The sequence below is a fragment of the Candidatus Pseudomonas phytovorans genome (genome assembly GCA_029202525.1).
GTDB classification, from domain to species: domain Bacteria; phylum Pseudomonadota; class Gammaproteobacteria; order Pseudomonadales; family Pseudomonadaceae; genus Aquipseudomonas; species Aquipseudomonas phytovorans.
This window is the reverse complement of the sequence record CP119325.1, coordinates 5008508-5030051: the sequence shown is the minus strand read 5'-3', so window position 1 is coordinate 5030051 and position 21544 is coordinate 5008508. Positions and strand designations below refer to the sequence as shown.

The following is a 21544-nucleotide window of genomic DNA, read 5'->3' as shown; positions in this document are numbered from 1 at the left end:
GGCAGGGCCGGTAACGCCGACCCCCGCTTGCCAATACTGGAGAAAGAAAGCATGAGCAACTGGTTAGTCGACAAACTGATCCCTTCGATCATGCGTTCCGAGGTGAAGAAGAGCTCGGTGCCTGAAGGCCTGTGGCACAAGTGCCCGTCCTGCGAGGCCGTGCTGTATCGTCCGGAGCTGGAAAAGACCCTGGATGTCTGCCCCAAGTGCAACCACCACATGCGCATCGGCGCACGTGCGCGCATCGATATCTTCCTCGACGCCGAAGGCCGTGCCGAGCTGGGTGCCGACCTGGAGCCGGTCGACCGCCTGAAGTTCCGTGACGGCAAGAAGTACAAGGACCGCCTGACCGGCGCCCAGAAGCAGACCGGCGAAAAAGACGCGCTGATCTCCATGAGCGGTACCCTGATGGGCATGCCGATCGTGGTCAGCGCCTTCGAGTTCTCGTTCATGGGCGGTTCCATGGGTGCCATCGTCGGCGAGCGCTTCGTGCGGGCAGCCAACTACGCCCTGGAGCACCGCTGCCCGATGGTCTGCTTCTCCGCCTCGGGCGGTGCGCGTATGCAGGAAGCGCTGATCTCGCTGATGCAGATGGCCAAGACCTCGGCCGTACTGGCACGCCTGCGCGAAGAAGGCATCCCGTTCATCTCGGTACTGACCGACCCGGTATACGGCGGCGTTTCCGCCAGCCTGGCGATGCTCGGTGACGTCATCGTCGGTGAGCCAAAAGCGCTGATCGGCTTCGCCGGCCCGCGTGTGATCGAGCAGACCGTGCGCGAGAAACTGCCAGAAGGCTTCCAGCGCAGCGAGTTCCTGCTGGAGCACGGTGCCATCGACCTGATCATCTCCCGTGGCGAACTGCGCCCGCGTGTGGCCCGCCTGCTGGCGCAGATGACCGGCCAGGACACCCCGGAGCAAGCGCGTGAGGCGGCTGCCGTCGCGTGATGAAACAACGATCCCTGGGCGAGTGGCTCGCCTACCTAGAGCAGTTGCACCCCTCGGCCATCGACATGGGCCTGGAGCGGTCGCAGAAGGTGCTTGCCCGGCTGGCGCTGGGCAAGCTGGCGCCACGCGTGGTGACGGTCACCGGCACCAACGGCAAAGGCTCGACCTGCGCCTTCGTGGCCTCGCTGCTGCGCGCCCAGGGGCTCAAGGTCGGCGTGTACAGTTCGCCGCACCTGTTGCGTTACAACGAACGGGTAGTGATCGATGGCCATGAGGCCAGCGATGAGCGCCTGTGCGAAGCCTTTGCCGCCGTCGAGGCGGCGCGGGGCGAAATTTCTCTGACCTACTTCGAGATGGGCACGCTGGCCGCGTTCTGGTTGTTCTATCAGTCGCAGCTGGATGCCGTGGTGCTGGAAGTCGGTCTTGGTGGCCGCCTGGACACCGTGAACGTGGTGGATGCCGACCTGGCCCTGGTGACCAGCATCGGCGTCGACCATGTCGACTACCTGGGCGATACCCGCGAGTTGGTGGCCTTCGAGAAGGCCGGCATCTTCCGCCCGGGCAAGCCAGCCCTGTGCGGTGACCTGGACCCGCCACAGCCGCTGCTGGACAAGGCCGCCGAACTGGCTGCGCCGCTGTTCCTGCGCGGCCGCGACTTCGACCTGGCCAGTGCCGATGACCGCTGGAGCTGGCGCGGTACTGCGGCGGATGGTGCGCAGGTAGCGCTGCATGACCTGCCTTTGCTCGACCTGCCCATGGAAAACGCCACGCTGGCCCTGCAGGCTTATCTGCTGATGGGGCTGCCATGGGATGCCGCGCAGGTTCGCCAGGCGCTGCTGGATACCCGCATCACCGGCCGCCTCGATCGCCGTCTTCTGACCTGGCAGGGCAAGCCGGTCGAGTTGCTGCTGGATGTGGGGCACAACCCCCATGCGGCAGAGTACCTGGCCCGACGCCTGGCGGCCCGTCCGCTCAAGGGGCGTCGCCTGGCGGTGTTTGGCCTGCTCGCCGACAAGGACCTGGATGGCGTTGTCGCGCCGCTGCAGGGCCTGGTCGATGACTGGGCTGTGGCGCCGCTGGATACCCCGCGTAGCCGCCCGGCTGCGGAACTGGCCACGGCCTTGACGAACCTCGGTGCTGCGGTGAAGTCTTATGCCAGCGTCGACGCCGCCCTTGAAGGGCAATGTGCGCAGGCGACGGCAGATGACCAGATCCTGCTGTTCGGTTCGTTTTTCTGTGTTGCCCAGGCGCTGGAATGGCTGGAGCGGCACGCCCAGGAGGGTGGAGTAGATGGCAGTGCTGGATAAAGGGATGAAACAGCGCATGGTCGGTGCGCTGGTGCTGGTGGCGCTGGCGGTGATTTTCCTGCCGATGCTGTTCACCCGCGAGGACGAGATGCGCCAGGTGCACGTCGAGGCTCCGCAGGCGCCAGCCATGCCAAGCCTGCCGGAAGTGAAGGTGGGGCCGGTCGCCGTGCCGGAGCCACAGGCCATTGCCGAAGAACCGCAACAGCCACCGGTGGTGGTCGACGAGTCCACTGCGCCGGCCGCTACGCCCAGCCAGCCAATCACGCCATCACCGCAGACCCAGGCGCAGGTACAGCCGGCCAGGCCGCAGGCGCCTGCACCCGCTCCGGCGCCCAAGGTAGAGGCCAAGCCTGCTGCCACGCCAGCGCCGGCTGCGTCGTCGAAAATCGACGTCAATGGCCTGCCGGTCAGTTGGTCGATCCAGTTGGCCAGCCTGTCCAATCGGGCCGGTGCCGAGAAACTGCAGCAAGCCCTGCGTAGCCAGGGCTACAACGCCTATATACGCGCGGCGGGCGGCATGAACCGGGTGTATGTCGGGCCGCTGATCGAGCGGGCAGAGGCCGAGCGCACCCGCGACGCCATCAACCGCAAGAACAGCCTCAAGGGCTTTGTGGTGCGCTTCCAGCCCGAGCGCAGCTAATTCAGGCTTTCGGCTTCTGCGCGATCCCTGTGGGAGCGGGCGCGCCCGCGAAGAATCCAGCGCGGTGCATGGCACCGGCTGCGCCGGTGTTCGCGGGCAAGCCCGCTCCCACAGGGATCGCGTCAGCTTTTAGATTTTGAGCAAGACAGTTGCCCTCACACCCAGATGGCGCTAATCGTCCGACATTCCGCTTACTCCCAGCCCGCCGCTCTGATAAAATGCGCCGCCTCAAACGTCTGCAGGCAGCACCGTGGCATTTACCTTGGTTGATTGGGCGATCATCGCGATCATCGCCGTCTCCACACTGATCAGTCTCAAGCGCGGCTTCGTCAAGGAAGCCTTGTCCTTGCTTATCTGGATCATTGCCGGTGCGGTTGCCTGGATGTTCGGCGGTTCGCTCTCGGTGTATCTTGAGAGCTATATCCAGACGCCGTCGATGCGCGTCATCGCTGGCTGCGCCATTCTTTTCGTCGCCACCTTGCTGGTGGGGGCCATGGTCAACTTCCTTGTCGGCGAGCTGATCCGTGTGACCGGGCTGTCCGGTACCGATCGTTTCCTGGGCATGGCCTTCGGCGCCGCGCGCGGGGCCTTGCTGGTAGTGGTGGCCATAGGCCTGATCAGCCTGGGGCCGGTTCAACAAGACACCTGGTGGCAGGAATCACGCCTGATACCACAATTTCTCTTGGTCGCCGACTGGTCGAAGAACCTGATCCTGGGTTTTGCCGGCCAGTGGTCGCCCAGTGGGCTGATCAGCGCTCCGGCTGATCTGCCGTTCAAGGAACAGTTGCTCGGGCCGGCAAAGCCCTGAGCGCTATTCACTCAAGTTTCGTCAAAGTAGGGGTTGCGTCGCATGTGTGGCATCGTCGGTATCGTCGGTAAGTCGAACGTCAATCAGGCGCTGTATGACGCGCTTACGGTCCTCCAGCACCGCGGCCAGGACGCTGCCGGTATCGTGACCAGCCATGACGGCCGGTTGTTCCTGCGCAAGGATAATGGCCTGGTGCGCGACGTCTTCCACCAGCGCCACATGCAGCGCCTGGTGGGCAGCGTCGGCATTGGCCACGTGCGCTACCCGACTGCGGGCAGCTCGACCTCGGCCGAGGCCCAGCCGTTCTACGTCAACTCGCCGTATGGCATCACCCTGGCTCACAACGGCAACCTGACCAACGTCGAGCAGTTGGCCAAGGAGATCTACGAGTCTGACCTGCGCCACGTCAACACCAACTCCGACTCGGAAGTGCTGCTGAACGTCTTCGCCCATGAACTGGCGGTGCGCGGCAAGCTGCAGCCGACCGAAGAAGATGTGTTCGCTGCTGTTTCCCACGTGCACAGCCGCTGCGTCGGTGGTTACGCCGTGGTGGCGATGATCACCGGTTACGGCATCGTCGGTTTCCGCGACCCTAACGGTATCCGTCCGGTGGTATTCGGCCAGCGTCACACCGACGAAGGCGTGGAATACATGATCGCGTCGGAAAGCGTGGCCCTGGACGTGCTCGGCTTCACCCTGATCCGCGACCTGGCGCCGGGCGAAGCGGTGTACATCACCGAAGAAGGCCAGCTGTTCACCAAGCAGTGCGCCGAAGCGCCAAAGCTGCAGCCGTGCATCTTCGAACACGTTTACCTGGCGCGCCCGGACTCGATCATCGACGGTATCTCGGTGTACAAGGCCCGTCTGCGCATGGGTGAAAAACTCGCTGACAAGATCATGCGCGAGCGCCCTGAGCACGATATCGACGTGGTCATTCCGATCCCGGACACCAGCCGCACCGCTGCGCTGGAGCTGGCCAACCGCCTGGGCGTGAAGTTCCGTGAAGGCTTCGTCAAGAACCGTTACATCGGCCGTACCTTCATCATGCCCGGCCAGGCCGCGCGCAAGAAATCGGTACGTCAGAAGCTCAACGCCATCGAGCTGGAATTCCGCGGCAAGAACGTGATGCTGGTGGACGACTCGATCGTGCGCGGCACCACCTGCAAGCAGATCATCCAGATGGCCCGCGAAGCCGGCGCCAAAAACGTCTACTTCTGCTCCGCAGCTCCGGCTGTACGCTACCCCAACGTCTACGGCATCGACATGCCGAGTGTTCACGAACTGATCGCCCACAACCGTACCACCGAACAAGTGGCCGAGTTGATTGGCGCCGACTGGCTGATCTACCAGGACCTGCCGGACCTGATCGACTCGGTCGGTGGTGGCAAGATCAAGATCGACCACTTCGATTGCGCGGTATTCAACGGTGAGTACGTCACCGGTGACATCGACGACGCCTACCTCGAACGCATCGAGCAGGCCCGTAATGACCTGGCCAAGGTCAAGACCCAGGCTGTCAGCGCGATCATCGACCTCTACAACAACTGATTCAGGGAGCGACGGCATGACGGATCAATGGGATGCCGGGCGACTGGACAGCGACCTCGAGGGTGTCGGTTTCGACACCCTGGCGGTGCGCGCCGGTCAAAACCGTACACCCGAGGGCGAGCACAGCGAAGCGCTGTTCCTGACCTCCAGCTATGTGTTCCGCACGGCCGCCGACGCGGCCGCGCGCTTTGCCGGTGAAACGCCGGGCAACGTCTACTCGCGCTACACCAACCCGTCGGTGCGTGCCTTCGAGGAGCGCCTGGCGGCCATGGAAGGCGCCGAACAGGCCGTGGGTACTTCCACCGGCATGGCAGCAATCCTGGCCGTGGTCATGTCGCTGTGCAGCGCCGGTGACCATGTGCTGGTGTCGCAGAGCGTGTTCGGCTCGACCATCAGCCTGTTCGAGAAGTACTTCAAGCGCTTTGGCGTGCAGGTGGACTACGTGCCACTGGTCGACCTCAATGGCTGGGAGAAGGCCATCAAGGCCAATACCAAGCTGCTGATCGTCGAATCGCCGTCCAACCCGCTGGCCGAGCTGGTCGATATCACCGCGCTCAGTGAAATCGCCCATGCCCGCGGTGCGATGCTGGTGGTGGACAACTGCTTCAGCACCCCGGCGCTGCAGCAGCCGCTGAAGCTGGGTGCCGACATCGTGTTCCACTCGGCCACCAAGTTCATCGACGGCCAGGGCCGTTGCATGGGTGGCGTGGTTGCCGGCCGCGCCGAACAGATGAAAGAAGTGGTGGGCTTCCTGCGTACTGCAGGCCCGACGCTCAGCCCGTTCAACGCCTGGATCTTCACCAAAGGCCTGGAAACCTTACGCCTGCGCATGCGTGCGCACTGCGAAAGCGCCCAGGCCCTGGCTGAATGGCTGGAGCAGCAGGACGGCGTGGAGAAGGTGCATTACGCCGGCCTGCCCAGCCACCCGCAGCACGAACTGGCCAAGCGCCAGATGAGTGGCTTTGGTGCGGTGGTCAGCTTTGAGGTCAAGGGCGGCAAAGAGGGCGCCTGGCGCTTCATCGACGCCACCCGGGTGATTTCCATCACCACCAACCTGGGTGACAGCAAGACCACCATCGCCCACCCGGCCACCACCTCCCACGGTCGCCTGTCGGTGCAGGAGCGTGAAGCCGCCGGTATCCGCGACAGCCTGATCCGCGTTGCCGTGGGCCTGGAAGACGTGGCTGACCTGCAGGCCGACCTTGCACGCGGGCTGGCTGCACTGTGATCGAAATCCGCGGCAGTACCCCGGGCCAGAATGGCCGGGTAGCCTTGGTTACCGGTGCCGCGCGCGGCATCGGCCTGGGCATTGCCGCATGGCTGATCTGTGAAGGCTGGCAGGTGGTACTGAGCGACCTGGATCGGCAGCATGGCGGCAAAGTGGCCAAGGCCTTGGGCGACAACGCCTGGTTCATCACCATGGACGTTGCCGACGAGGCCCAGGTCATTGCCGGGGTCTCCGAAGTGCTCGGGCAGTTCGGTCGGCTGGACGCGCTGGTGTGCAATGCGGCCATCGCCAACCCGCACAACCAGACGCTGGAAAGCCTGAGCCTGGCGCAATGGAATCGAGTGCTGGCGGTCAACCTCAATGGCCCGATGCTGCTGGCCAAACATTGTGCGCCGTACCTGCGTGCGCACAATGGGGCGATCGTCAACCTCACCTCTACCCGGGCGCAGCAGTCCGAGCCCGATACCGAGGCCTACGCGGCGAGCAAAGGCGGCCTGGTGGCCCTGACCCATGCCCTGGCCATGAGCCTGGGCCCGGAGATCCGCGTCAATGCCGTGAGCCCGGGCTGGATCGATGCCCGTGACCCATCGCAGCGCCGCGCCGCGCCGCTGACCGAGGCTGACCATGCCCAGCACCCGACGGGCAGGGTAGGCACGGTGGAAGATGTGGCGGCGATGGTTGCCTGGCTGTTGTCGCGTCAGGCAGCGTTTGTGACCGGCCAGGAGTTTGTGGTCGATGGCGGCATGACCCGCAAGATGATCTACACCTGAGTTTGGCGCTGTAAGGGAAGGGGACCGAAAAGGTCCCTTTCCTGTTTTTCCCTTTTTTGAAAAAAATTCAATGGGGCTATTGACTTAGCTTCGCCATCTGCGTAAATTTCGCGGCCTCAGCGAAGCAAACGCAACAAGCAACATCGCGAGGGTGATTAGCTCAGCCGGGAGAGCATCTGCCTTACAAGCAGAGGGTCGGCGGTTCGATCCCGTCATCACCCACCACTTCCTGAGATGTTCCTGCCGCTTGAGGTTTCGCAAGAAGCCGACAGCCAGAGAGGAACGCACTGCGCAGCGGTAGTTCAGTCGGTTAGAATACCGGCCTGTCACGCCGGGGGTCGCGGGTTCGAGTCCCGTCCGCTGCGCCATTTTATGTAACAGATGGGTGCCTTGCACCGGTCTGAGGCCACAAGGCAAATTGCCTGTGGCTGATCCCAGTTTCAATCGGGCGAAAGCCTGAACGATACGCAGCGGTAGTTCAGTCGGTTAGAATACCGGCCTGTCACGCCGGGGGTCGCGGGTTCGAGTCCCGTCCGCTGCGCCATCTTCGTTTCAAGGTCCCTAGAACACCTTGAAACAAACGCAAGAGAAGCGATCTAGTCATCGCTTTTTTTGTGCCTGCCCTGAGGCGAATTCGCCGGAAGGGTAGACCCAGGTTTCAATCGGGCGAAAGCCTGAACGATACGCAGCGGTAGTTCAGTCGGTTAGAATACCGGCCTGTCACGCCGGGGGTCGCGGGTTCGAGTCCCGTCCGCTGCGCCATCTTAGCCTCAAGGCCCTTTGAACGCCTTGAAGCACAAAAAAAGCGACCTTCGGGTCGCTTTTTTTGTTCCTGCGGCTGAGATTTCCCGGCCTTTACCCAGATTTACACCAACCTGACAGGTTCTTCACCGACCAGTGGTTCCTGTGCCTGCCTGCTGTGTTGCACAATAGGCACCTTCTCGACTTACCCGGAATTCGCAATGACCAGATCTTCCGTCTTTGGTGCGCTCGGGCTGGCCCTGGTGCTGGCGGGGGTGACCGGTTGTTCCTCGAAAAAAACCACCGTGTACGAACACGAGAACTTCGATGACTCGGGCACCTTCTCGCGCAGCTTTCCGGTGAGCGATGCCGGCTCTTGCGAGGCCGCCCGGCGTGCCTTGCTCAGCCAGGGCTACATCATCACCAACAGCGGCGCCAACCAGGTGGTGGGCAACAAGAGCTTCCAGCAGAACAGCGAGAACCACCTGCAGATCAGCTTCAACGTGACCTGTGCGCCGGATGTGAGCGACGAACAGCGCTCGACCATGTTCGCCAACGCCCTGCAGGACCGTTATGCGCTGAAAAAGTCCAACACCTCCGCCAGCCTGGGCGTGGGGGTGCTGGGTTCGGTATCGATGCCGATCGGCTCCAGCGACGACTCGATGGTCAAGGTGGCCAGCGAAACGGTGACTGCAGCGCAGTTCTATGACCGCTATTTCGCCCTGGTAGAGAGCTACCTGCCAAAACCCAAGCCTAAGAAGATAGAAAAGGCCAAGGTCGAGGCGCCCAAGGTCCAGAAGCCGGCGGTCGAGCTGGGGTTGCCTGAACAGGCAGCTGCGAGCCCGATTGCACCTGCTCCGGCTCCGGAAGCCGCACCTGTGGCGCAAGCCGCCCCTGAGCCTGCGGCGGCTGCTCCGGCCAGTGAGGCCGCCGCGACGTCGGTGGTGGATGACAGCCAGGGTTCGCAGCCGGTGGCGCCACCAGTTGAGGCGGCACCGATCCAGGTGCAGCAGGATGCCCAGCCAGCCGAGGCTGCGTCCCCCTCGCTTTGATGTGTCAGCGGTGCTGGCGGCTCACGCCCATAGTGCCAACAGGGCTGCCGCCAGCGCCGGAGGCATCACCAACATGCCGAGGCACAGGAAGCGCCACGCGCTGACATGCTCGCCCTCGCGGCGGATTGCCACCAGCCAGAGCAGAGTGGCCAATGACCCGGTAATCGACAGGTTCGGCCCCAGGTCGACACCAATCAGCAACGCCGCAGTGGTCTGCTGTGGCAGGGCCACCAGCGAACCCATCGACCCGGCTATCAGCCCCGCCGGCAAGTTGTTCATCAGGTTGCTGGCAATCGCTACGCCTACGCCGCCAACCCAGCTGGCGGTGACCGGCGCCTGTGCAGACAGCCCGGCCAGTGCCTGGGCAAGGCGTACGATCAGTCCTGTCTGGGCGACCGCTTCGACCAGTATGAACAGGCCTGCCACCAAAGGCAGGACGCCCCACGCCACATGGCGCATCACTGGCATCGGGCTGCGGCGTTGCCGCAGGTGGATCAGCGCCGTGGTCGTAACGCCGGCACAGAATGTGGGCAGGCCCAGCGCCCGGTCCAGCGCCGAGGCGCCCAGCAGCAAGGCGCCAGTGAGCACGATGCCCACTGCACACAGGCGCGCACCGGCGGTCATCGGCTGGGTGTCTACGTTGAGCGCCAGCGGCTGGCGGATCTGCCGGCGCTGGGTCAGCCGCAGTACCAGGTAGGTCAGGCTGATGGCCGCCAGCGACGGCAGGCTGAACTGCCTCAGCCAGTCCAGCAGTGGCGGCATCTGGCTACCGAAGACCACCAGGTTGGCCGGGTTGGAAATAGGCAACACAAAACTGGCGGCGTTGGCGATGAAGGCGCAAATGAACAGGTAGGGCAAGGGCTCTGCCTTGGCAGCCTTGCACGCGGCATACACCGCTGGGGTCAACACCACCGCCGTCGCGTCGTTGGACAGGAATACCGTGACCAGCGTGCCCACCATGAACACCAGATCAAACAGCCGTTGCCCAGAGCCCCGGGCATGCTGGACCGCGTAGCGTGCCAGCCAGTCGAACAGCTGCTCCTGGCGGGCGAGTTCGGCCAGCACCATCATGCCGATCAGGAACAGGTACACATCGCTGCCCTCGGCTACTGCAGCCAATGCCCTGCGGGGCGTGATCAGGCCAAGGCTTACGAGCAGCAATGCACCGCCCATGGCCCATACGTATTCCGGGATACGCCATGGGCGCAGAATGACGCCGCAGGTGGCCAGCACGGCCACCGTCCAGATGAGCAACGTGCTTTCGCTGAGAGGCATGGGATGTTCAGTTTCCTGAAGGTAAGGGTGACGGCAATGACGTGGTACGTGAGTGAGTTTCCGGCAGTGCCAGCAGCACCAGCGCAAAGGCGAACCCGGCAATGGCGGCCAGGGTCAGGAACGCAGCATCATAGCCCGCGGCCTGCACCACCAGCCCGGCGATGCCAGGGCTGAGCGCGGCGCCCAGCCCGAACACTGCTGTCAGCGCGCCGAGGCTGACATTGAAGCGGCCGGTGCCTTCGGTCAAGTCCTTGACCACAATAGGGAACAGCGCGCCGAAGATGCCCGCGCCGATGCCGTCGAGCAGTTGCACCCCCACTAGCCAGAACGGGTTGTCGGACACCACGTAGAGCGCTCCGCGTAGCGGCAGTATGAAAAACCGGCCAGCAGGAATGGCTTGCGCCCCCATTGCTCGGCCTTGGCACCCACCAAAAGCGCCATGGGCACCATGACCAGCTGTGCGGCGACGATGCAGGCAGACGTGAGCGGCGTGGCCAGGTGCAGGTTGACCTGTGAAAGTTTCTGGCTTACCAGCGGCAGCATTGCCGCGTTGGCCAGGTGAAACAGCGCACAGCACGCCGCAAACACCAGCAGTGCGCGCTTGGCTTTCGTGCGGTCGATCAACGCCCCTGCCGGCGTTTGCGCCACCAGGGCGGCGATACCGGCCAGGCTCATCACCAGGCCGATGCTCGCCGGCTGCCACTGATGCACAGTCGCCGACCTGGCTTTCATCCAGGGTGCTCAGAGCGGTGGTTTCACGCTCGCCGAGCTCGCTGACATCCTGGCCGCCAAACGGGGTAATACGATCGATTGTGCGCAGGGCGCGGCCATGGTCGCCGGCAAAATGGCGGAAATTCGGGCGAAGATCGGCGCGCTGCAAGCCACGTATGATCTTCTCGAGGGCGAGCGTGCCAGGCTCGTGGCCAGTGCCATTGCCACCGGTCTGACAATCCCTGAATTCATTTGCGCCGGCGCCTGACCGCTCGCGGTGGTAAAACATGCCGTTTGGCACACGAACGCGCCAAGCTGGCGCTGCTGGCTGCTGCGCGTTATCGCGTCTTTACTTGAACGATGGCTGCACAGCCAGATCATAAGCTTGTCATCATTCCTTCATGCCACCTGCTTAGCTTGAAGGCGACACCTACGAAGACAAAATGAGTAAAGAGGACGCAGGGCTATGGACGAATATCAGGAAGAACTGCTCGAAACCCAGGCTTACGAACTGGACACTCCGGAACCGGCCGACGACGCCACCGAGCTTTAACTCGCCCGCCGCTGGCTGCGTCGGAACTCCCCAGGCGTAAGGCCCGTCCAGCGTTTGAACGCGCGCTGGAAGGCTTCGGCCGAAGCGAACCCCAACAAGTACGCAATCTCGCCAAAGGCCAGCTCTGTATCACGGATATAGGTCTCGGCCAGGTCGCGCCGTGTTTCATTGAGCAAGTCGCGAAAGCGCGTGCCTTCCTCGGCCAGCTTGCGGCGCAGTGTCCAGGTTGGCATTTGCAGGTGCAGCGCCACTTCTTCCAGGTCTGGTTCACGGCCGCCATTGAGCAGCGGGCCCAGCAGGTGAGTAATGCGCTCGCCCAGGCTGCGCACCCGCGTAAGTTGCTGCATTTGTGTCTCGCACAGCTGCAACAGATGCTGCCAGGTGCTTGGGCAATGCCTGGGGTTGGTCAGCTGCAGGGTTGTGCGGTTTAGCCGCAGCTGGTTGCCCTCGGCCGCAAATTGTACAGTCGAACTGCACAGCACCTGATAACGCGCAGCATAGGCGGGGGCGGGAAATTCGATGTCCAGGCGTTCGGCCTGTACCGGCATACCCGCCAGATCGGCAAGCTGTGCCAGCCACCCGGCGAGCAGCGAGTCGACCACGAAACGGTTGTAGGCGTTGTAGGGGCTGATCGAGTAGAAGCGCAACCAGGCGCCCTGGGCATCTTCCTCAAAGCTGGAATGGCCACGGTAGTTGGCCGCGTACAGTGGCTCGAAACGCAGCAGGGTGCGCGCCGCTTCGCCCAGGGTCGGCGCCTGGGCGGCGGTGACCCCGGCCAGGCCGGCATGCGCAAGGCGGCTGAGGCGCCCCATATGCAGGCCCAGTGCGGGCTCACCGCTCAGCTCGATGGCTGCGTGGCCCAAGTGCATGTAACGGGGAATCGACAAGCGTGCGCCAGCCTCGGCAAGGCGTGGCACATCCAGCCCATAGCGGCTCAGCAGGGCCCCGGGGTTATGCCCCAGTTCGCGCAGTGCCTCGGTCAGCGGCTGGACAAAGCCTACCGAGAGGTCGCCCAGGCGCACGCGGGGGCGGGCCATGGGCCTACAGCCACAGGTTCAGCAGGCGGGCGCCATGGCTGGGAGTCCCCACCAGCAATTCGCCCGACTGGCGGGCAAAGCCCTGGCCGTCGCTGGCCTGCTCCCAGAACTGCCCGCGCATGAACACGCTCATGCTGCTGACGCTGGTTCCGGCTGCCTCGGTCAGGCGTTGCCATGCGCTCTGTTCGCTGACTTCGCCACGTTGCAGGGCAAGCCCGGCGCTGGCGTCCTGATGGCGATTGCCCCGCCAAGGCGCTTCCCAGCTGCCCTTGCCGCTGAGGAACACCGGGTTCGCGATCAGCTGTACCGCTTGTTGTGCCAGTTGCTGGTGGTTTTCCGGGTACCAGCTGTCACTGCCCACCAACACGCCCAGGCGCCCGGCAGGGGTTTGTATCACTTGCAGCGGTTGCTTGCGGCCATCGTGGACGTAGCGGCGGATCTCACTGTCGGGGAATTGCTGGCGCTGGGGTTGGCCCAGCAGTGAGCCATCACCGGCAAACACCAGGCTGCTGTTGAACAGCGGGCCACTGCCGACGTGCAGCACGCCCTGTTTCACGTAGGGCGCAGGCAGCACGATGGAGCCGGCCACCAGAGTGACGCCGAACTCCTTGGCCAGGCCGCCAAACAGCTGCTGGTAGTCCGCAGCCATCTGCTCGGCTTTCATGCGCAGGTGCGCATCAGCGCGCCTGTCGTCGCCGTCGGCGCCCAGCATGGCCAAGCCATAGCGCAGCGGGTTGCTCAGTTCCAGCCACTGCAAGGCCTCGTGGCTTTGCGTCACCTGATAAAGCTCGTTCTTTTCCCCGCGTGCCCACAGCCAGGTACCAATGTGCTCCGGCAGCACCACCACCGTGCGTGGGCTCACCAGCCCCTGGGCGCGCGCCTGCTCCAGGTAGGCTGCAAGCTTGCGGTGCAGGCGTTGCAGGTTCTGGTAGTCCCCCGGGTACAGCAGCGGCTCGACGCCGAGCAGGTTGCCGTGTTCGCCCGGTACACCATGGTTGAGGGCCAGCTCGACACGCAGGTCGGACAGGTAATGGCCTTCCGGGCGCTGTTGGGTCCAGAAGCCGTAGCCGCAGAGGGCAGCGATCATCACCAGCGCCAGGGCGCTTGCCAGGAGTTTACGCATGAAACAGGACGATGCCTTGAGAAACGAAGGTTCCCTAGGGTAGTCCCGCTGTACGTCAGGATCAATAAGTTGTCAGTTTCGATCATTGAGCCAATTCAAACGGCTGTTTAATGTCGCTGACAGACAAACGACGGGCCCCGCCGACCAGTGAGGTGCCCGCATACCGTGATCACGCCACCAGGGGACTTTTCCATGGCCGCCGACCGCTACCCGCACCTGCTTGCCCCGCTGGACCTGGGCTTCACCACTCTGCGCAACCGCACCCTGATGGGCTCGATGCACACCGGCCTTGAAGAGCGCCCCGGCGGCTTCGAGCGCATGGCCGCGTACTTTGCCGAGCGCGCCCGGGGCGGCGTCGGCCTGATGGTCACTGGCGGCATTGCGCCCAACGATGAAGGCGGGGTGTATTCCGGTGCAGCCAAGCTCAGCACCGAGGAAGAGGCCGACAAGCACCGCATCGTCACCGAAGCGGTGCACGCCGCAGGCGGCAAGGTCTGCCTGCAGATCCTGCATGCCGGGCGCTATGCCTACAGCCCACGGCAGGTGGCACCCAGCGCGATCCAGGCGCCGATCAACCCGTTCAAGCCCAAGGAGCTGGACGAGGAGGGCATCGAGAAGCAGATCGCCGACTTCGTCAATTGCGCGGTGCTGGCGCAGCGCGCGGGTTACGACGGCGTCGAGATCATGGGTTCGGAAGGCTACTTCATCAACCAGTTCCTCGCTGCCCACACCAACCACCGCACCGACCGCTGGGGCGGCAGCTATGAAAACCGCATGCGCCTGGCGGTAGAAATCGTCAGCCGGGTGCGCGGCGCGGTAGGGCCGAACTTCATTATCATCTTCCGCCTGTCGATGCTTGACCTGGTCGAGGGCGGCAGCACCTGGGACGAAATCGAGCTGCTGGCCAAGGCCGTCGAGCAGGTAGGCGCCACCCTTATCAACACCGGTATCGGCTGGCACGAAGCGCGTATCCCGACCATCGCCACCAAGGTACCGCGTGCGGCATTCAGCAAGGTCACCGCCAAGCTGCGTGGCGTGGTGAGCATTCCGTTGATCACCACCAACCGTATCAATACGCCGGAAGTGGCCGAAGCCGTATTGGCCGAAGGCGATGCCGACATGGTTTCGATGGCCCGGCCGTTCCTCGCCGACCCGGACTTCGTCAACAAGGCCGCGGCCGGCCGTGCCGACGAGATCAACACCTGCATCGGCTGCAACCAGGCCTGCCTGGACCACACCTTTGGCGGTAAGTTGACCAGTTGCCTGGTCAACCCGCGTGCCTGCCACGAAACCGAGCTCAACTACCTGCCCGTGCGGGCAGTGAAGCGCATTGCGGTAGTCGGCGCCGGCCCGGCCGGTTTGGCTGCGGCAACGGTGGCGGCCGAGCGAGGCCACGCGGTGACCCTGTTTGACGTCGCCAGTGAAATCGGTGGCCAGTTCAACGTGGCCAAGCGAGTGCCGGGCAAGGAGGAGTTCTTTGAAACCCTGCGCTACTTCCGCAACAAGGTGAAAAGCACCGGCGTGGACCTGCGCCTGAATACCCGTGTCGACGTAGAGGCGCTGGTGAGCGGCGGCTACGACGAGATCATCCTGGCCACCGGCATCGCACCGCGTACCCCGGCCATTCCTGGTGTCGAGCATGCCAAGGTGCTCAGCTACCTGGATGTGCTACTCGAACGCAAACCAGTGGGCAAGGCGGTCGCGGTGATCGGTGCGGGTGGCATCGGTTTCGATGTTTCCGAGTACCTTGTGCACGAGGGTGTCGCCACCAGCCAGGACCGTGAAGCGTTCTGGAAGGAGTGGGGCATCGATACTCGGCTGGAAGCACGCGGTGGCGTGGCCGGGGTCAAGTCCGAGCCGCATACCCCGGCGCGGCAGGTGTACCTGTTGCAGCGCAAGGCGTCCAAGGTGGGTGATGGCCTGGGCAAGACGACCGGCTGGATTCACCGCACCGGGTTGAAAAACAAGCGGGTGCAGATGCTGAACAGCGTCGAGTACCTGGGTATCGACGATGCCGGTTTGCACATTCGCGTGGCGGACGGCGAGCCGCAGGTGTTGCCGGTGGACAACGTGGTGATCTGCGCCGGGCAGGACCCGATGCGTGAGTTGCAGGACGGGCTGGTGGCGGCAGGGCAGTCGGTGCACCTGATTGGCGGGGCCGATGTGGCGGCCGAACTGGATGCCAAACGGGCGATCAATCAAGGGTCGAGATTGGCGGCTGAACTCTGAGATTGTCGGGGCTGCTTTGCAGCCCATCGCCGGCAAGCCAGCTCCCACAGGGTCCCCGCAGGCCTGAGGCGCTGTGCAAATACCTGTGGGAGCTGGCTTGCCGGCGATGGGGCGCAAAGCGCCCCCGAGATTTCCCTGTAAACTTCGATCCATGCATGCATTCGATCTCCCCCAAGCCCCCCTGCAACCCCTGAACCTGCCCTGGCTGCAACAAGCCGAAGTGCAGGCCGCCATCCTGCGCCTGGACCTGATCGACCCGCTGATCAGCGGCAACAAGTGGTTCAAGCTGCGCCACCACCTGCAGCAAGCCAGCGCCACTAATGCCCCGGGCCTGATCAGCCTCGGCGGCAACCATTCCAACCACCTGCACGCCCTGGCAGCCGCCGGCAAGCGCTTCGGCTTCGCCACTGCAGGCTTGCTGCGGGGTCACGCTCAGGACACACCCACTGTGCGTGACTTGCAGGCGCTGGGCATGGAGCTGCACTGGCTGGGCTACGGCGGCTACCGTACGCGCAACGAACCAGGATTCTGGGAGCCCTGGCAGGCACGCTACCCCGGCTGGCATTGCATCCCCGAGGGCGGCGGCGGGCCGGCCGGTGCGCAGGGCTGTGCCCTGATCATGCAGCAGGCCCGCGCGCAAATTGCCGCGCTGGGCTGGTCGGGCTACGACGCCTGGTGGCTGGCTGCTGGAACCGGTACTACCTTGGCCGGCTTGGTGCTGGCCGAGGCGGGCGCACATGGCGTACATGGCGCACTGGCGGTGCCCACGGATCATGGTGTGCCGGAGACAGTGGCAGCGTTGGTCGGGGCGCACGGCTACCAGCTACACGACGCTTGCCGTGGTGGTTTTGGCAAATTCGACGATGATCTGCTGGCCTTCATCGCCGAGTGCGAGCAGCACAGCGGTATACCGCTCGAAGCCCTCTACACCGGCAAGGCCCTGCTGGCCCTGCGTGATCAGGTCGAGGCCGGGCTGTTTGCGCCCGGCACCCGGCTGATCTTCGTGCACACCGGCGGCTTGCAGGGCCGGCGCGGTTACTTGTAGGGCAGCATGCGCAGCAGCGTGTTGTCGCGCTGCACGTAGTGGTGATACAGCCCGGCCAGCGCGTGCAGGCCGATCAACCAGTAACCCCAACTGCCCACGCGTTCATGCCAGCCTTTGATGAATTTGGCCTGGTCCGGGTCCGGGCCGATCAGGTGTGGCAGCTCCAGGCCGAAGAACGGTACAGGTTTGTCGGCGGCGCTGAGGATCAGCCAGCCGGCCAGCGGCATGCCGATCATTAACAGATACAGCGCCAGGTGCATCAGGTGCGCAAGGCCGGTCTGCCAGGCAGGCGGTTTGGGCACGATGGGCGGGGTCGGGCGGCTCAGGCGCACAGCCAGGCGCAGCCAGACCAGCACGAATACGCTGAGCCCGAGCATGAAGTGCAGGTCTTTCATCAGGTTGCGTTCGGCACTGTCCTTGGGGAACAGGCCGCGCAGTTCGATAAGCGCATAGACAGCGGCCAGCAGCACCAGCATCAGCCAATGCAGGGCGATGGACAGGCGCGCGTAGTGGGGCGCGGGGGTGGATGAAACCATGATCGGTCCTCGTCATCAGGTCAGAATGGCGCTCTTGCTGGCGCTCAGGTACCACTTTAGTGGTTACCGGGTACAAATCTTTGCGCTGGGTCTGTGAAAATTGTGTTGCCAGCACCGGCCTCTTCGCGGGCACGCCCGCTCCCACAGGTACTGCACAGTCTCCGAAACTTGTGCAGTACCTGTGGGAGCGGGCGTGCCCGCGAAGAGGCCACAACAGGCGACATCAATTATCGGGCAGATACGGCCAGTCATCAGCCACCAGAAACACCCGCTCCACTTCCTGCCAGGCGCCATCAGCATCAGGCTCCAGACGCACCAGCAACTGCGCCGGCGCCTGCCGCTCCAGCACATGCAGCCACGCCGCAAACTGTTCTGCGGTCCAGCACTCATCCGCTTCAACCCGCGCCGGCGCCAGCCAGGCATGCCGCTGCAACGGCTGCCAGCGCTCGCCTTCAGCCATCACCCAGTCCCGCCGCCGCATCCAGCGCCCACGCAAGTGCTGCGGGTTGGCGCCGGCTGGCGGCTCGGCATGTCCAGGCCACGGATAGAACAGGTAGCCCCCCAGCCACACGTGTGCCTGCACCTGTTCAATGCCCAGCCGGGCCAGCACCTCGCGGCTGTGTGCCCCGTTGGACATTGGCAACTGGTGCCCCTTCAGATGCGCAAGTTTGCTCCCCAGCCGGTCATGGCACCCTGGGCCCAGCCAGGCATGCGGGTCGTGCGCGGCGTCCTGCGGCCCCAGGTACAACTTGATCGCCAGTTCCAGGTGGTGCACACCGTCGCGGTCGCGCAGCACTACGTCCAGTTCGCCCAGGGTGCGCCCAGCGTCACGAATTGCCAGGTTGGCAGCCAACAGTTCGATGCCGGGCGCCTGGCTCAGGGCAAATTGCCACAGGCATTCGTAGTAGTGCCCCAGGCGTCGGCTGCCCAGTTTCGCCAGCCAGTCGCGCAACGGCTGGTCGTTGCCATCCAGCGCCCTCAACCACTGCTCCAGGTGCTGTGGCTGCTGCGCCCAGAGGCTGCCTGTCAGCGGGTGGCGCTGGGGGCAGGGCGGGGCGCTGAGCAGGGGCGGCGACAGCAAGGCCCAGGCCAGGTCGCGCACGGCGGGGCGGCGTAGCTGCCGAGGCAGGTCGTTGAGCAGGGCGAATGGCATCATCCAGCGAGCATAGCCGGTTTGCCGCTGCCCGGTGGTTTCGCCCATAATCGGTCCATCGTCACCCGTCGCAGAGCCCCGCAGGAGCCCCATGGAGCAATTTCGCAATATCGGTATCATCGGTCGCCTTGGCAGCTCGCAGGTGCTCGACACCATTCGCCGACTGAAAAAATTCCTCCTCGAACGGCACTTGCATGTGATTCTCGAGGACACCATTGCCGAAGTGCTGCCCGGGCACGGCCTGCAAACCTCCACCCGCAAGCTGTTGGGCGAGGTCTGCGACCTGGTCATCGTGGTCGGCGGCGACGGCAGCCTGCTGGGCGCCGCCCGCGCCCTGGCCCGGCACAATATCCCCGTGCTGGGCATCAACCGTGGCAACCTGGGCTTTCTCACCGACATTCGCCCCGACGAACTGGAAGAGAAGGTTGCCGAAGTGCTCGACGGCCACTACCTGGTGGAAAACCGCTTCCTGTTGCAGGCCGAGGTGCGTCGCCACCACGAAGCCATCGGCCAGGGTGATGCGCTGAACGACGTGGTGCTGCACCCGGGCAAGTCCACGCGCATGATCGAGTTCGAGATCTACATCGACGGCCAGTTCGTCTGCAGCCAGAAGGCCGACGGCCTGATCGTCGCCACCCCCACCGGTTCCACCGCCTACGCGCTGTCGGCCGGCGGCCCGATCATGCACCCCAAACTCGACGCCATCGTTATCGTGCCGATGTACCCGCACACCTTGTCGGGCCGGCCGATCGTGGTCGACGGCAACAGCGAGCTGAAGATCGTGGTGTCCAAGGACCTGCAGATCTACCCGCAGGTGTCCTGTGACGGCCAGAACCACTTCACCTGCGCCCCTGGCGACACCATCACGGTGAGCAAGAAGCCGCAGAAGCTGCGCCTGATCCACCCGCTGGACCACAATTACTACGAGGTCTGCCGTACCAAACTGGGTTGGGGCAGCCGATTGGGGAGCAGTGACGACTGATGCTCGATCCGGCGCGAAGTTTTGACATCATCGGTGACGTGCACGGCTGTGCACTGACCCTTGAACGCCTGCTCGACGCCCTCGGTTACAAGCGTGTGGCCGGCGTGTGGCGCCACCCGCGGCGCATGGCACTGTTCCTGGGCGATATCGTTGACCGCGGGCCACGCATTCGCGAGGCGCTGCACATCGTCCATGACATGGTCGAGGCCGGCCAGGCGTTCTGCATCATGGGCAACCACGAATACAACGCCCTCGGCTGGGTGACCCCGGCGCTGCCCGGCAGCGGTAAGGCCTATGTGCGCGAGCACACGCCACGCCATGCCCGGCTGATCGACGAAACCCTGACTCAGTTCGCCCACCACCCTGGCGACTGGCACGACTTCGTCAACTGGTTCTACCAGCTGCCGCTGTTGATCGACGCCGGGCGTTTCCGCCTGGTGCACGCCTGCTGGGACCCACGGTTGATCGAGCCGCTGCGCCAGCAATACCCCGATGCACGCATTGATGAACACTTCATCCAGGCCTCGGCGGTAAGCGGCAGTTTTGCCGACACAGTGTGCAACCGCCTGTTGCGTGGTACCGACATGCGCCTGCCGGACGGCCTGACCCTCACCGGCGGTGACGGCCTGACCCGCGCCTTCTTCCGCACCAAGTTCTGGGAAGAAGACCCGCAAACCTACGGCGACATCGTGTTCCAACCCGATGCCCTGCCCGAAGAGGTGGCCAGCGCGCCGCTCAGCCATAGCCAGAAAAATGCCTTGCTGCGTTACGCCGAGGACGAGCCATTACTGTTCGTTGGCCATTACTGGCGCAGCGGCCACCCCGCGCCTATCCGCCCCAACCTGGCCTGCCTGGACTACAGCGCCGTGCTCTACGGCAAAATGGTCGCTTACCGGCTGGATGATGAAACCCGCATCGACCCGCACAAGTTCGTCTGGGTCGACGTCGACCGCCCACAGGCCAACCAATGAACATTATCGAAGTGATGCGCCTCCCGCTGTCGGTCGACCTCAGCGGCTTCGTCCACCTGCTGCAGCGCCTGCAGGTGCCGCACCGGGTCAGCGAGGACGGCGACGCCCAGGTGCTCTGGGCGCCCGACACCCTCGTCGAAGATGTCCGCGAGCTCTACCAACGCTTTCCCGAAGGTAACGCCGACATCCAGGCAACTGATGCCCCTGTGGGAGCGGGCATGCCCGCGAATGCCCCAACACAGCCCTCCCTGACAGAACAGGCCAAAGCCTGCAAAATCACCACCCTGACCCTGCTGGCGTGCTTCATCGTCGCCGGCCTGACCAGCCTGGGCGACAACTTCACCACCATCAGCTGGTTCACCTTCCTCGACTTCCGCGTTCAGGGCGACTACCTGTACTTCAACTCGCTGGCGCAAACCCTGGACGCAGGCCAGTGGTGGCGCCTGGTCTCGCCGATGCTGCTGCACTTCGGTGTACTGCACCTGGCCATGAACAGCCTCTGGTACTGGGAACTGGGCAAACGCATCGAACTGCGCCAGGGCCCTTGGATGCTGCTGGGCCTGACCCTGCTGTTCAGCGTGGTGTCCAACCTGGCCCAGCACTACACCAGCGGGCCGAGCCTGTTCGGCGGCCTGTCCGGCGTGCTGTACGGCTTGCTCGGCCACATCTGGCTATTCCAGTGGCTGGCGCCCAACCGTTACTTCAACCTGCCCAAGGGCGTGCTGGTCATGATGCTTATCTGGCTGGTGGTGTGCCTGACCGGTGTGGTCGGCACCCTGGGCCTCGGCCAGATCGCCAACGCCGCCCATGTTGGCGGGTTGCTCATCGGATGCCTGACCGGGCTCTTGGGTGGGGCGCTGGCCCGGCGTAAACTGTCGGCTTGAATCAGG

The 21544-nt window shown here is 64.2% G+C and carries 19 protein-coding genes, 4 tRNA genes and 1 pseudogene; 18 read left to right on the top strand and 6 right to left on the bottom strand.

The window, feature by feature from the left end; all coding sequences use genetic code 11:
• The first annotated feature begins 51 nt into the window (after positions 1 to 51).
• From accD to P0Y58_22005, 12 genes are all read left to right on the top strand, one after another.
• Entirely contained in the window at positions 52 to 945 is an 894-nt protein-coding gene (gene accD / locus P0Y58_22060) for an acetyl-CoA carboxylase, carboxyltransferase subunit beta (GenBank protein WEK29559.1), read from the top strand.
• A complete protein-coding gene (gene folC, locus P0Y58_22055; protein WEK29558.1) occupies positions 945 to 2252 on the top strand; it encodes a bifunctional tetrahydrofolate synthase/dihydrofolate synthase in 1308 nt (435 codons plus the stop codon). Before accD ends, folC begins: the two co-directional genes overlap by 1 nt.
• Positions 2236 to 2892: an SPOR domain-containing protein gene (locus tag P0Y58_22050; protein WEK29557.1), complete on the top strand. Its 657-nt coding sequence runs from the start codon at positions 2236 to 2238 to the stop codon at positions 2890 to 2892. Before folC ends, P0Y58_22050 begins: the two co-directional genes overlap by 17 nt.
• A 250-nt stretch (positions 2893 to 3142) precedes the next feature.
• On the top strand, positions 3143 to 3700 hold the full coding sequence (locus P0Y58_22045; protein ID WEK29556.1) for a CvpA family protein: 558 nt from the start codon (positions 3143 to 3145) through the stop codon (positions 3698 to 3700).
• Positions 3701 to 3742: 42 nt separating this feature from the next.
• A complete protein-coding gene (gene purF / locus P0Y58_22040; GenBank protein ID WEK29555.1) occupies positions 3743 to 5248 on the top strand; it encodes an amidophosphoribosyltransferase in 1506 nt (501 codons plus the stop codon).
• Positions 5249 to 5264: 16 nt separating this feature from the next.
• The gene (locus tag P0Y58_22035) at positions 5265 to 6476 is read left to right on the top strand and encodes an O-succinylhomoserine sulfhydrylase (protein ID WEK29554.1); all 1212 of its coding nucleotides are present in this window, start codon (positions 5265 to 5267) and stop codon (positions 6474 to 6476) included.
• Positions 6473 to 7246, top strand: a complete 774-nt coding sequence (locus tag P0Y58_22030; GenBank protein ID WEK29553.1) for an SDR family oxidoreductase — start codon at positions 6473 to 6475, stop codon at positions 7244 to 7246. The genes P0Y58_22035 and P0Y58_22030 overlap by 4 nt, the downstream gene beginning before the upstream one ends.
• Positions 7247 to 7395: 149 nt before the next feature.
• A tRNA-Val gene (locus P0Y58_22025) sits at positions 7396 to 7471 on the top strand.
• 66 nt (positions 7472 to 7537) lie between these two features.
• Positions 7538 to 7614: transfer RNA gene (locus tag P0Y58_22020), tRNA-Asp, on the top strand.
• Positions 7615 to 7713: 99 nt separating this feature from the next.
• Positions 7714 to 7790: transfer RNA gene (locus tag P0Y58_22015), tRNA-Asp, on the top strand.
• Positions 7791 to 7931: 141 nt separating this feature from the next.
• Positions 7932 to 8008: transfer RNA gene (locus P0Y58_22010), tRNA-Asp, on the top strand.
• Positions 8009 to 8208: 200 nt separating this feature from the next.
• A complete protein-coding gene (locus P0Y58_22005) occupies positions 8209 to 9039 on the top strand; it encodes a DUF2242 domain-containing protein (GenBank protein WEK29552.1) in 831 nt (276 codons plus the stop codon).
• A gap of 21 nt (positions 9040 to 9060) precedes the next feature.
• Here P0Y58_22005 and P0Y58_22000 read toward each other — a convergent pair whose 3' ends face one another.
• Together P0Y58_22000 and P0Y58_21995 are read right to left on the bottom strand one after the other, a co-directional pair.
• On the bottom strand, positions 9061 to 10314 hold the full coding sequence (locus P0Y58_22000) for an arsenic transporter (GenBank protein WEK29551.1): 1254 nt from the start codon (positions 10312 to 10314) through the stop codon (positions 9061 to 9063).
• A 7-nt stretch (positions 10315 to 10321) separates the two neighbouring features.
• Positions 10322 to 10908 (bottom strand): annotated as a pseudogene (locus P0Y58_21995) (MFS transporter).
• A gap of 127 nt (positions 10909 to 11035) precedes the next feature.
• Between P0Y58_21995 and P0Y58_21990 the strand changes: the two are divergent.
• Positions 11036 to 11293, top strand: coding sequence for a MerR family DNA-binding protein (locus tag P0Y58_21990; protein WEK33379.1), 258 nt, complete (start codon positions 11036 to 11038; stop codon positions 11291 to 11293).
• 281 nt (positions 11294 to 11574) lie between these two features.
• On the opposite strand, the gene P0Y58_21985 is transcribed toward P0Y58_21990, so the two are convergent.
• Together P0Y58_21985 and P0Y58_21980 are read right to left on the bottom strand one after the other, a co-directional pair.
• Complete coding sequence (locus tag P0Y58_21985; protein ID WEK29550.1) at positions 11575 to 12615, bottom strand: AraC family transcriptional regulator; 1041 nt, start codon at positions 12613 to 12615, stop codon at positions 11575 to 11577.
• Between the two features lie 4 nt (positions 12616 to 12619).
• Positions 12620 to 13738, bottom strand: a complete 1119-nt coding sequence (locus P0Y58_21980) for a carbon-nitrogen hydrolase family protein (GenBank protein ID WEK29549.1) — start codon at positions 13736 to 13738, stop codon at positions 12620 to 12622.
• A gap of 192 nt (positions 13739 to 13930) precedes the next feature.
• Here P0Y58_21980 and P0Y58_21975 point away from each other — a divergent pair, with 192 nt between their 5' ends.
• Entirely contained in the window at positions 13931 to 15967 is a 2037-nt protein-coding gene (locus tag P0Y58_21975; protein ID WEK33378.1) for an NADPH-dependent 2,4-dienoyl-CoA reductase, read from the top strand.
• A 151-nt stretch (positions 15968 to 16118) separates the two neighbouring features.
• Positions 16119 to 17012: a pyridoxal-phosphate dependent enzyme gene (locus P0Y58_21970; GenBank protein ID WEK29548.1), complete on the top strand. Its 894-nt coding sequence runs from the start codon at positions 16119 to 16121 to the stop codon at positions 17010 to 17012.
• Here P0Y58_21970 and P0Y58_21965 read toward each other — a convergent pair.
• Positions 17003 to 17548, bottom strand: a complete 546-nt coding sequence (locus P0Y58_21965) for a cytochrome b (GenBank protein WEK29547.1) — start codon at positions 17546 to 17548, stop codon at positions 17003 to 17005. The genes P0Y58_21970 and P0Y58_21965 overlap by 10 nt on opposite strands.
• A 223-nt stretch (positions 17549 to 17771) precedes the next feature.
• Positions 17772 to 18749: a DUF1853 family protein gene (locus P0Y58_21960; protein ID WEK29546.1), complete on the bottom strand. Its 978-nt coding sequence runs from the start codon at positions 18747 to 18749 to the stop codon at positions 17772 to 17774.
• Positions 18750 to 18792: 43 nt separating this feature from the next.
• Between P0Y58_21960 and P0Y58_21955 the strand changes: the two genes are divergently transcribed.
• The 3 genes from P0Y58_21955 to P0Y58_21945 are packed head-to-tail and all read left to right on the top strand — an operon-like array spanning position 18793 to position 21538.
• Entirely contained in the window at positions 18793 to 19683 is an 891-nt protein-coding gene (locus tag P0Y58_21955; protein ID WEK29545.1) for an NAD(+) kinase, read from the top strand.
• On the top strand, positions 19683 to 20654 hold the full coding sequence (locus P0Y58_21950) for a metallophosphoesterase (protein WEK29544.1): 972 nt from the start codon (positions 19683 to 19685) through the stop codon (positions 20652 to 20654). The genes P0Y58_21955 and P0Y58_21950 overlap by 1 nt, the downstream gene beginning before the upstream one ends.
• A complete protein-coding gene (locus P0Y58_21945; protein ID WEK29543.1) occupies positions 20651 to 21538 on the top strand; it encodes a rhomboid family intramembrane serine protease in 888 nt (295 codons plus the stop codon). The genes P0Y58_21950 and P0Y58_21945 overlap by 4 nt, the downstream gene beginning before the upstream one ends.
• The last annotated feature ends 6 nt before the right edge of the window (positions 21539 to 21544 follow it).

Excerpts from the sequence above, each read along its gene's own strand:
- accD (WEK29559.1), top strand. The coding sequence starts at position 52 with ATGAGCAACTGGTTAGTCGACAAACTGATCCCTTCGATCATGCGTTCC.
- folC (WEK29558.1), top strand. The coding sequence starts at position 945 with ATGAAACAACGATCCCTGGGCGAGTGGCTCGCCTACCTAGAGCAGTTG.
- P0Y58_22050 (WEK29557.1), top strand. The coding sequence starts at position 2,236 with ATGGCAGTGCTGGATAAAGGGATGAAACAGCGCATGGTCGGTGCGCTG.
- purF (WEK29555.1), top strand. The coding sequence starts at position 3,743 with ATGTGTGGCATCGTCGGTATCGTCGGTAAGTCGAACGTCAATCAGGCG.
- P0Y58_22035 (WEK29554.1), top strand. The coding sequence starts at position 5,265 with ATGACGGATCAATGGGATGCCGGGCGACTGGACAGCGACCTCGAGGGT.
- P0Y58_22005 (WEK29552.1), top strand. The coding sequence starts at position 8,209 with ATGACCAGATCTTCCGTCTTTGGTGCGCTCGGGCTGGCCCTGGTGCTG.
- P0Y58_22000 (WEK29551.1), bottom strand. The coding sequence starts at position 10,314 with ATGCCTCTCAGCGAAAGCACGTTGCTCATCTGGACGGTGGCCGTGCTG.
- P0Y58_21985 (WEK29550.1), bottom strand. The coding sequence starts at position 12,615 with ATGGCCCGCCCCCGCGTGCGCCTGGGCGACCTCTCGGTAGGCTTTGTC.
- P0Y58_21980 (WEK29549.1), bottom strand. The coding sequence starts at position 13,738 with ATGCGTAAACTCCTGGCAAGCGCCCTGGCGCTGGTGATGATCGCTGCC.
- P0Y58_21975 (WEK33378.1), top strand. The coding sequence starts at position 13,931 with ATGGCCGCCGACCGCTACCCGCACCTGCTTGCCCCGCTGGACCTGGGC.
- P0Y58_21970 (WEK29548.1), top strand. The coding sequence starts at position 16,119 with ATGCATGCATTCGATCTCCCCCAAGCCCCCCTGCAACCCCTGAACCTG.
- P0Y58_21965 (WEK29547.1), bottom strand. The coding sequence starts at position 17,548 with ATGGTTTCATCCACCCCCGCGCCCCACTACGCGCGCCTGTCCATCGCC.
- P0Y58_21960 (WEK29546.1), bottom strand. The coding sequence starts at position 18,749 with ATGGGCGAAACCACCGGGCAGCGGCAAACCGGCTATGCTCGCTGGATG.
- P0Y58_21955 (WEK29545.1), top strand. The coding sequence starts at position 18,793 with ATGGAGCAATTTCGCAATATCGGTATCATCGGTCGCCTTGGCAGCTCG.
- P0Y58_21950 (WEK29544.1), top strand. The coding sequence starts at position 19,683 with ATGCTCGATCCGGCGCGAAGTTTTGACATCATCGGTGACGTGCACGGC.
- P0Y58_21945 (WEK29543.1), top strand. The coding sequence starts at position 20,651 with ATGAACATTATCGAAGTGATGCGCCTCCCGCTGTCGGTCGACCTCAGC.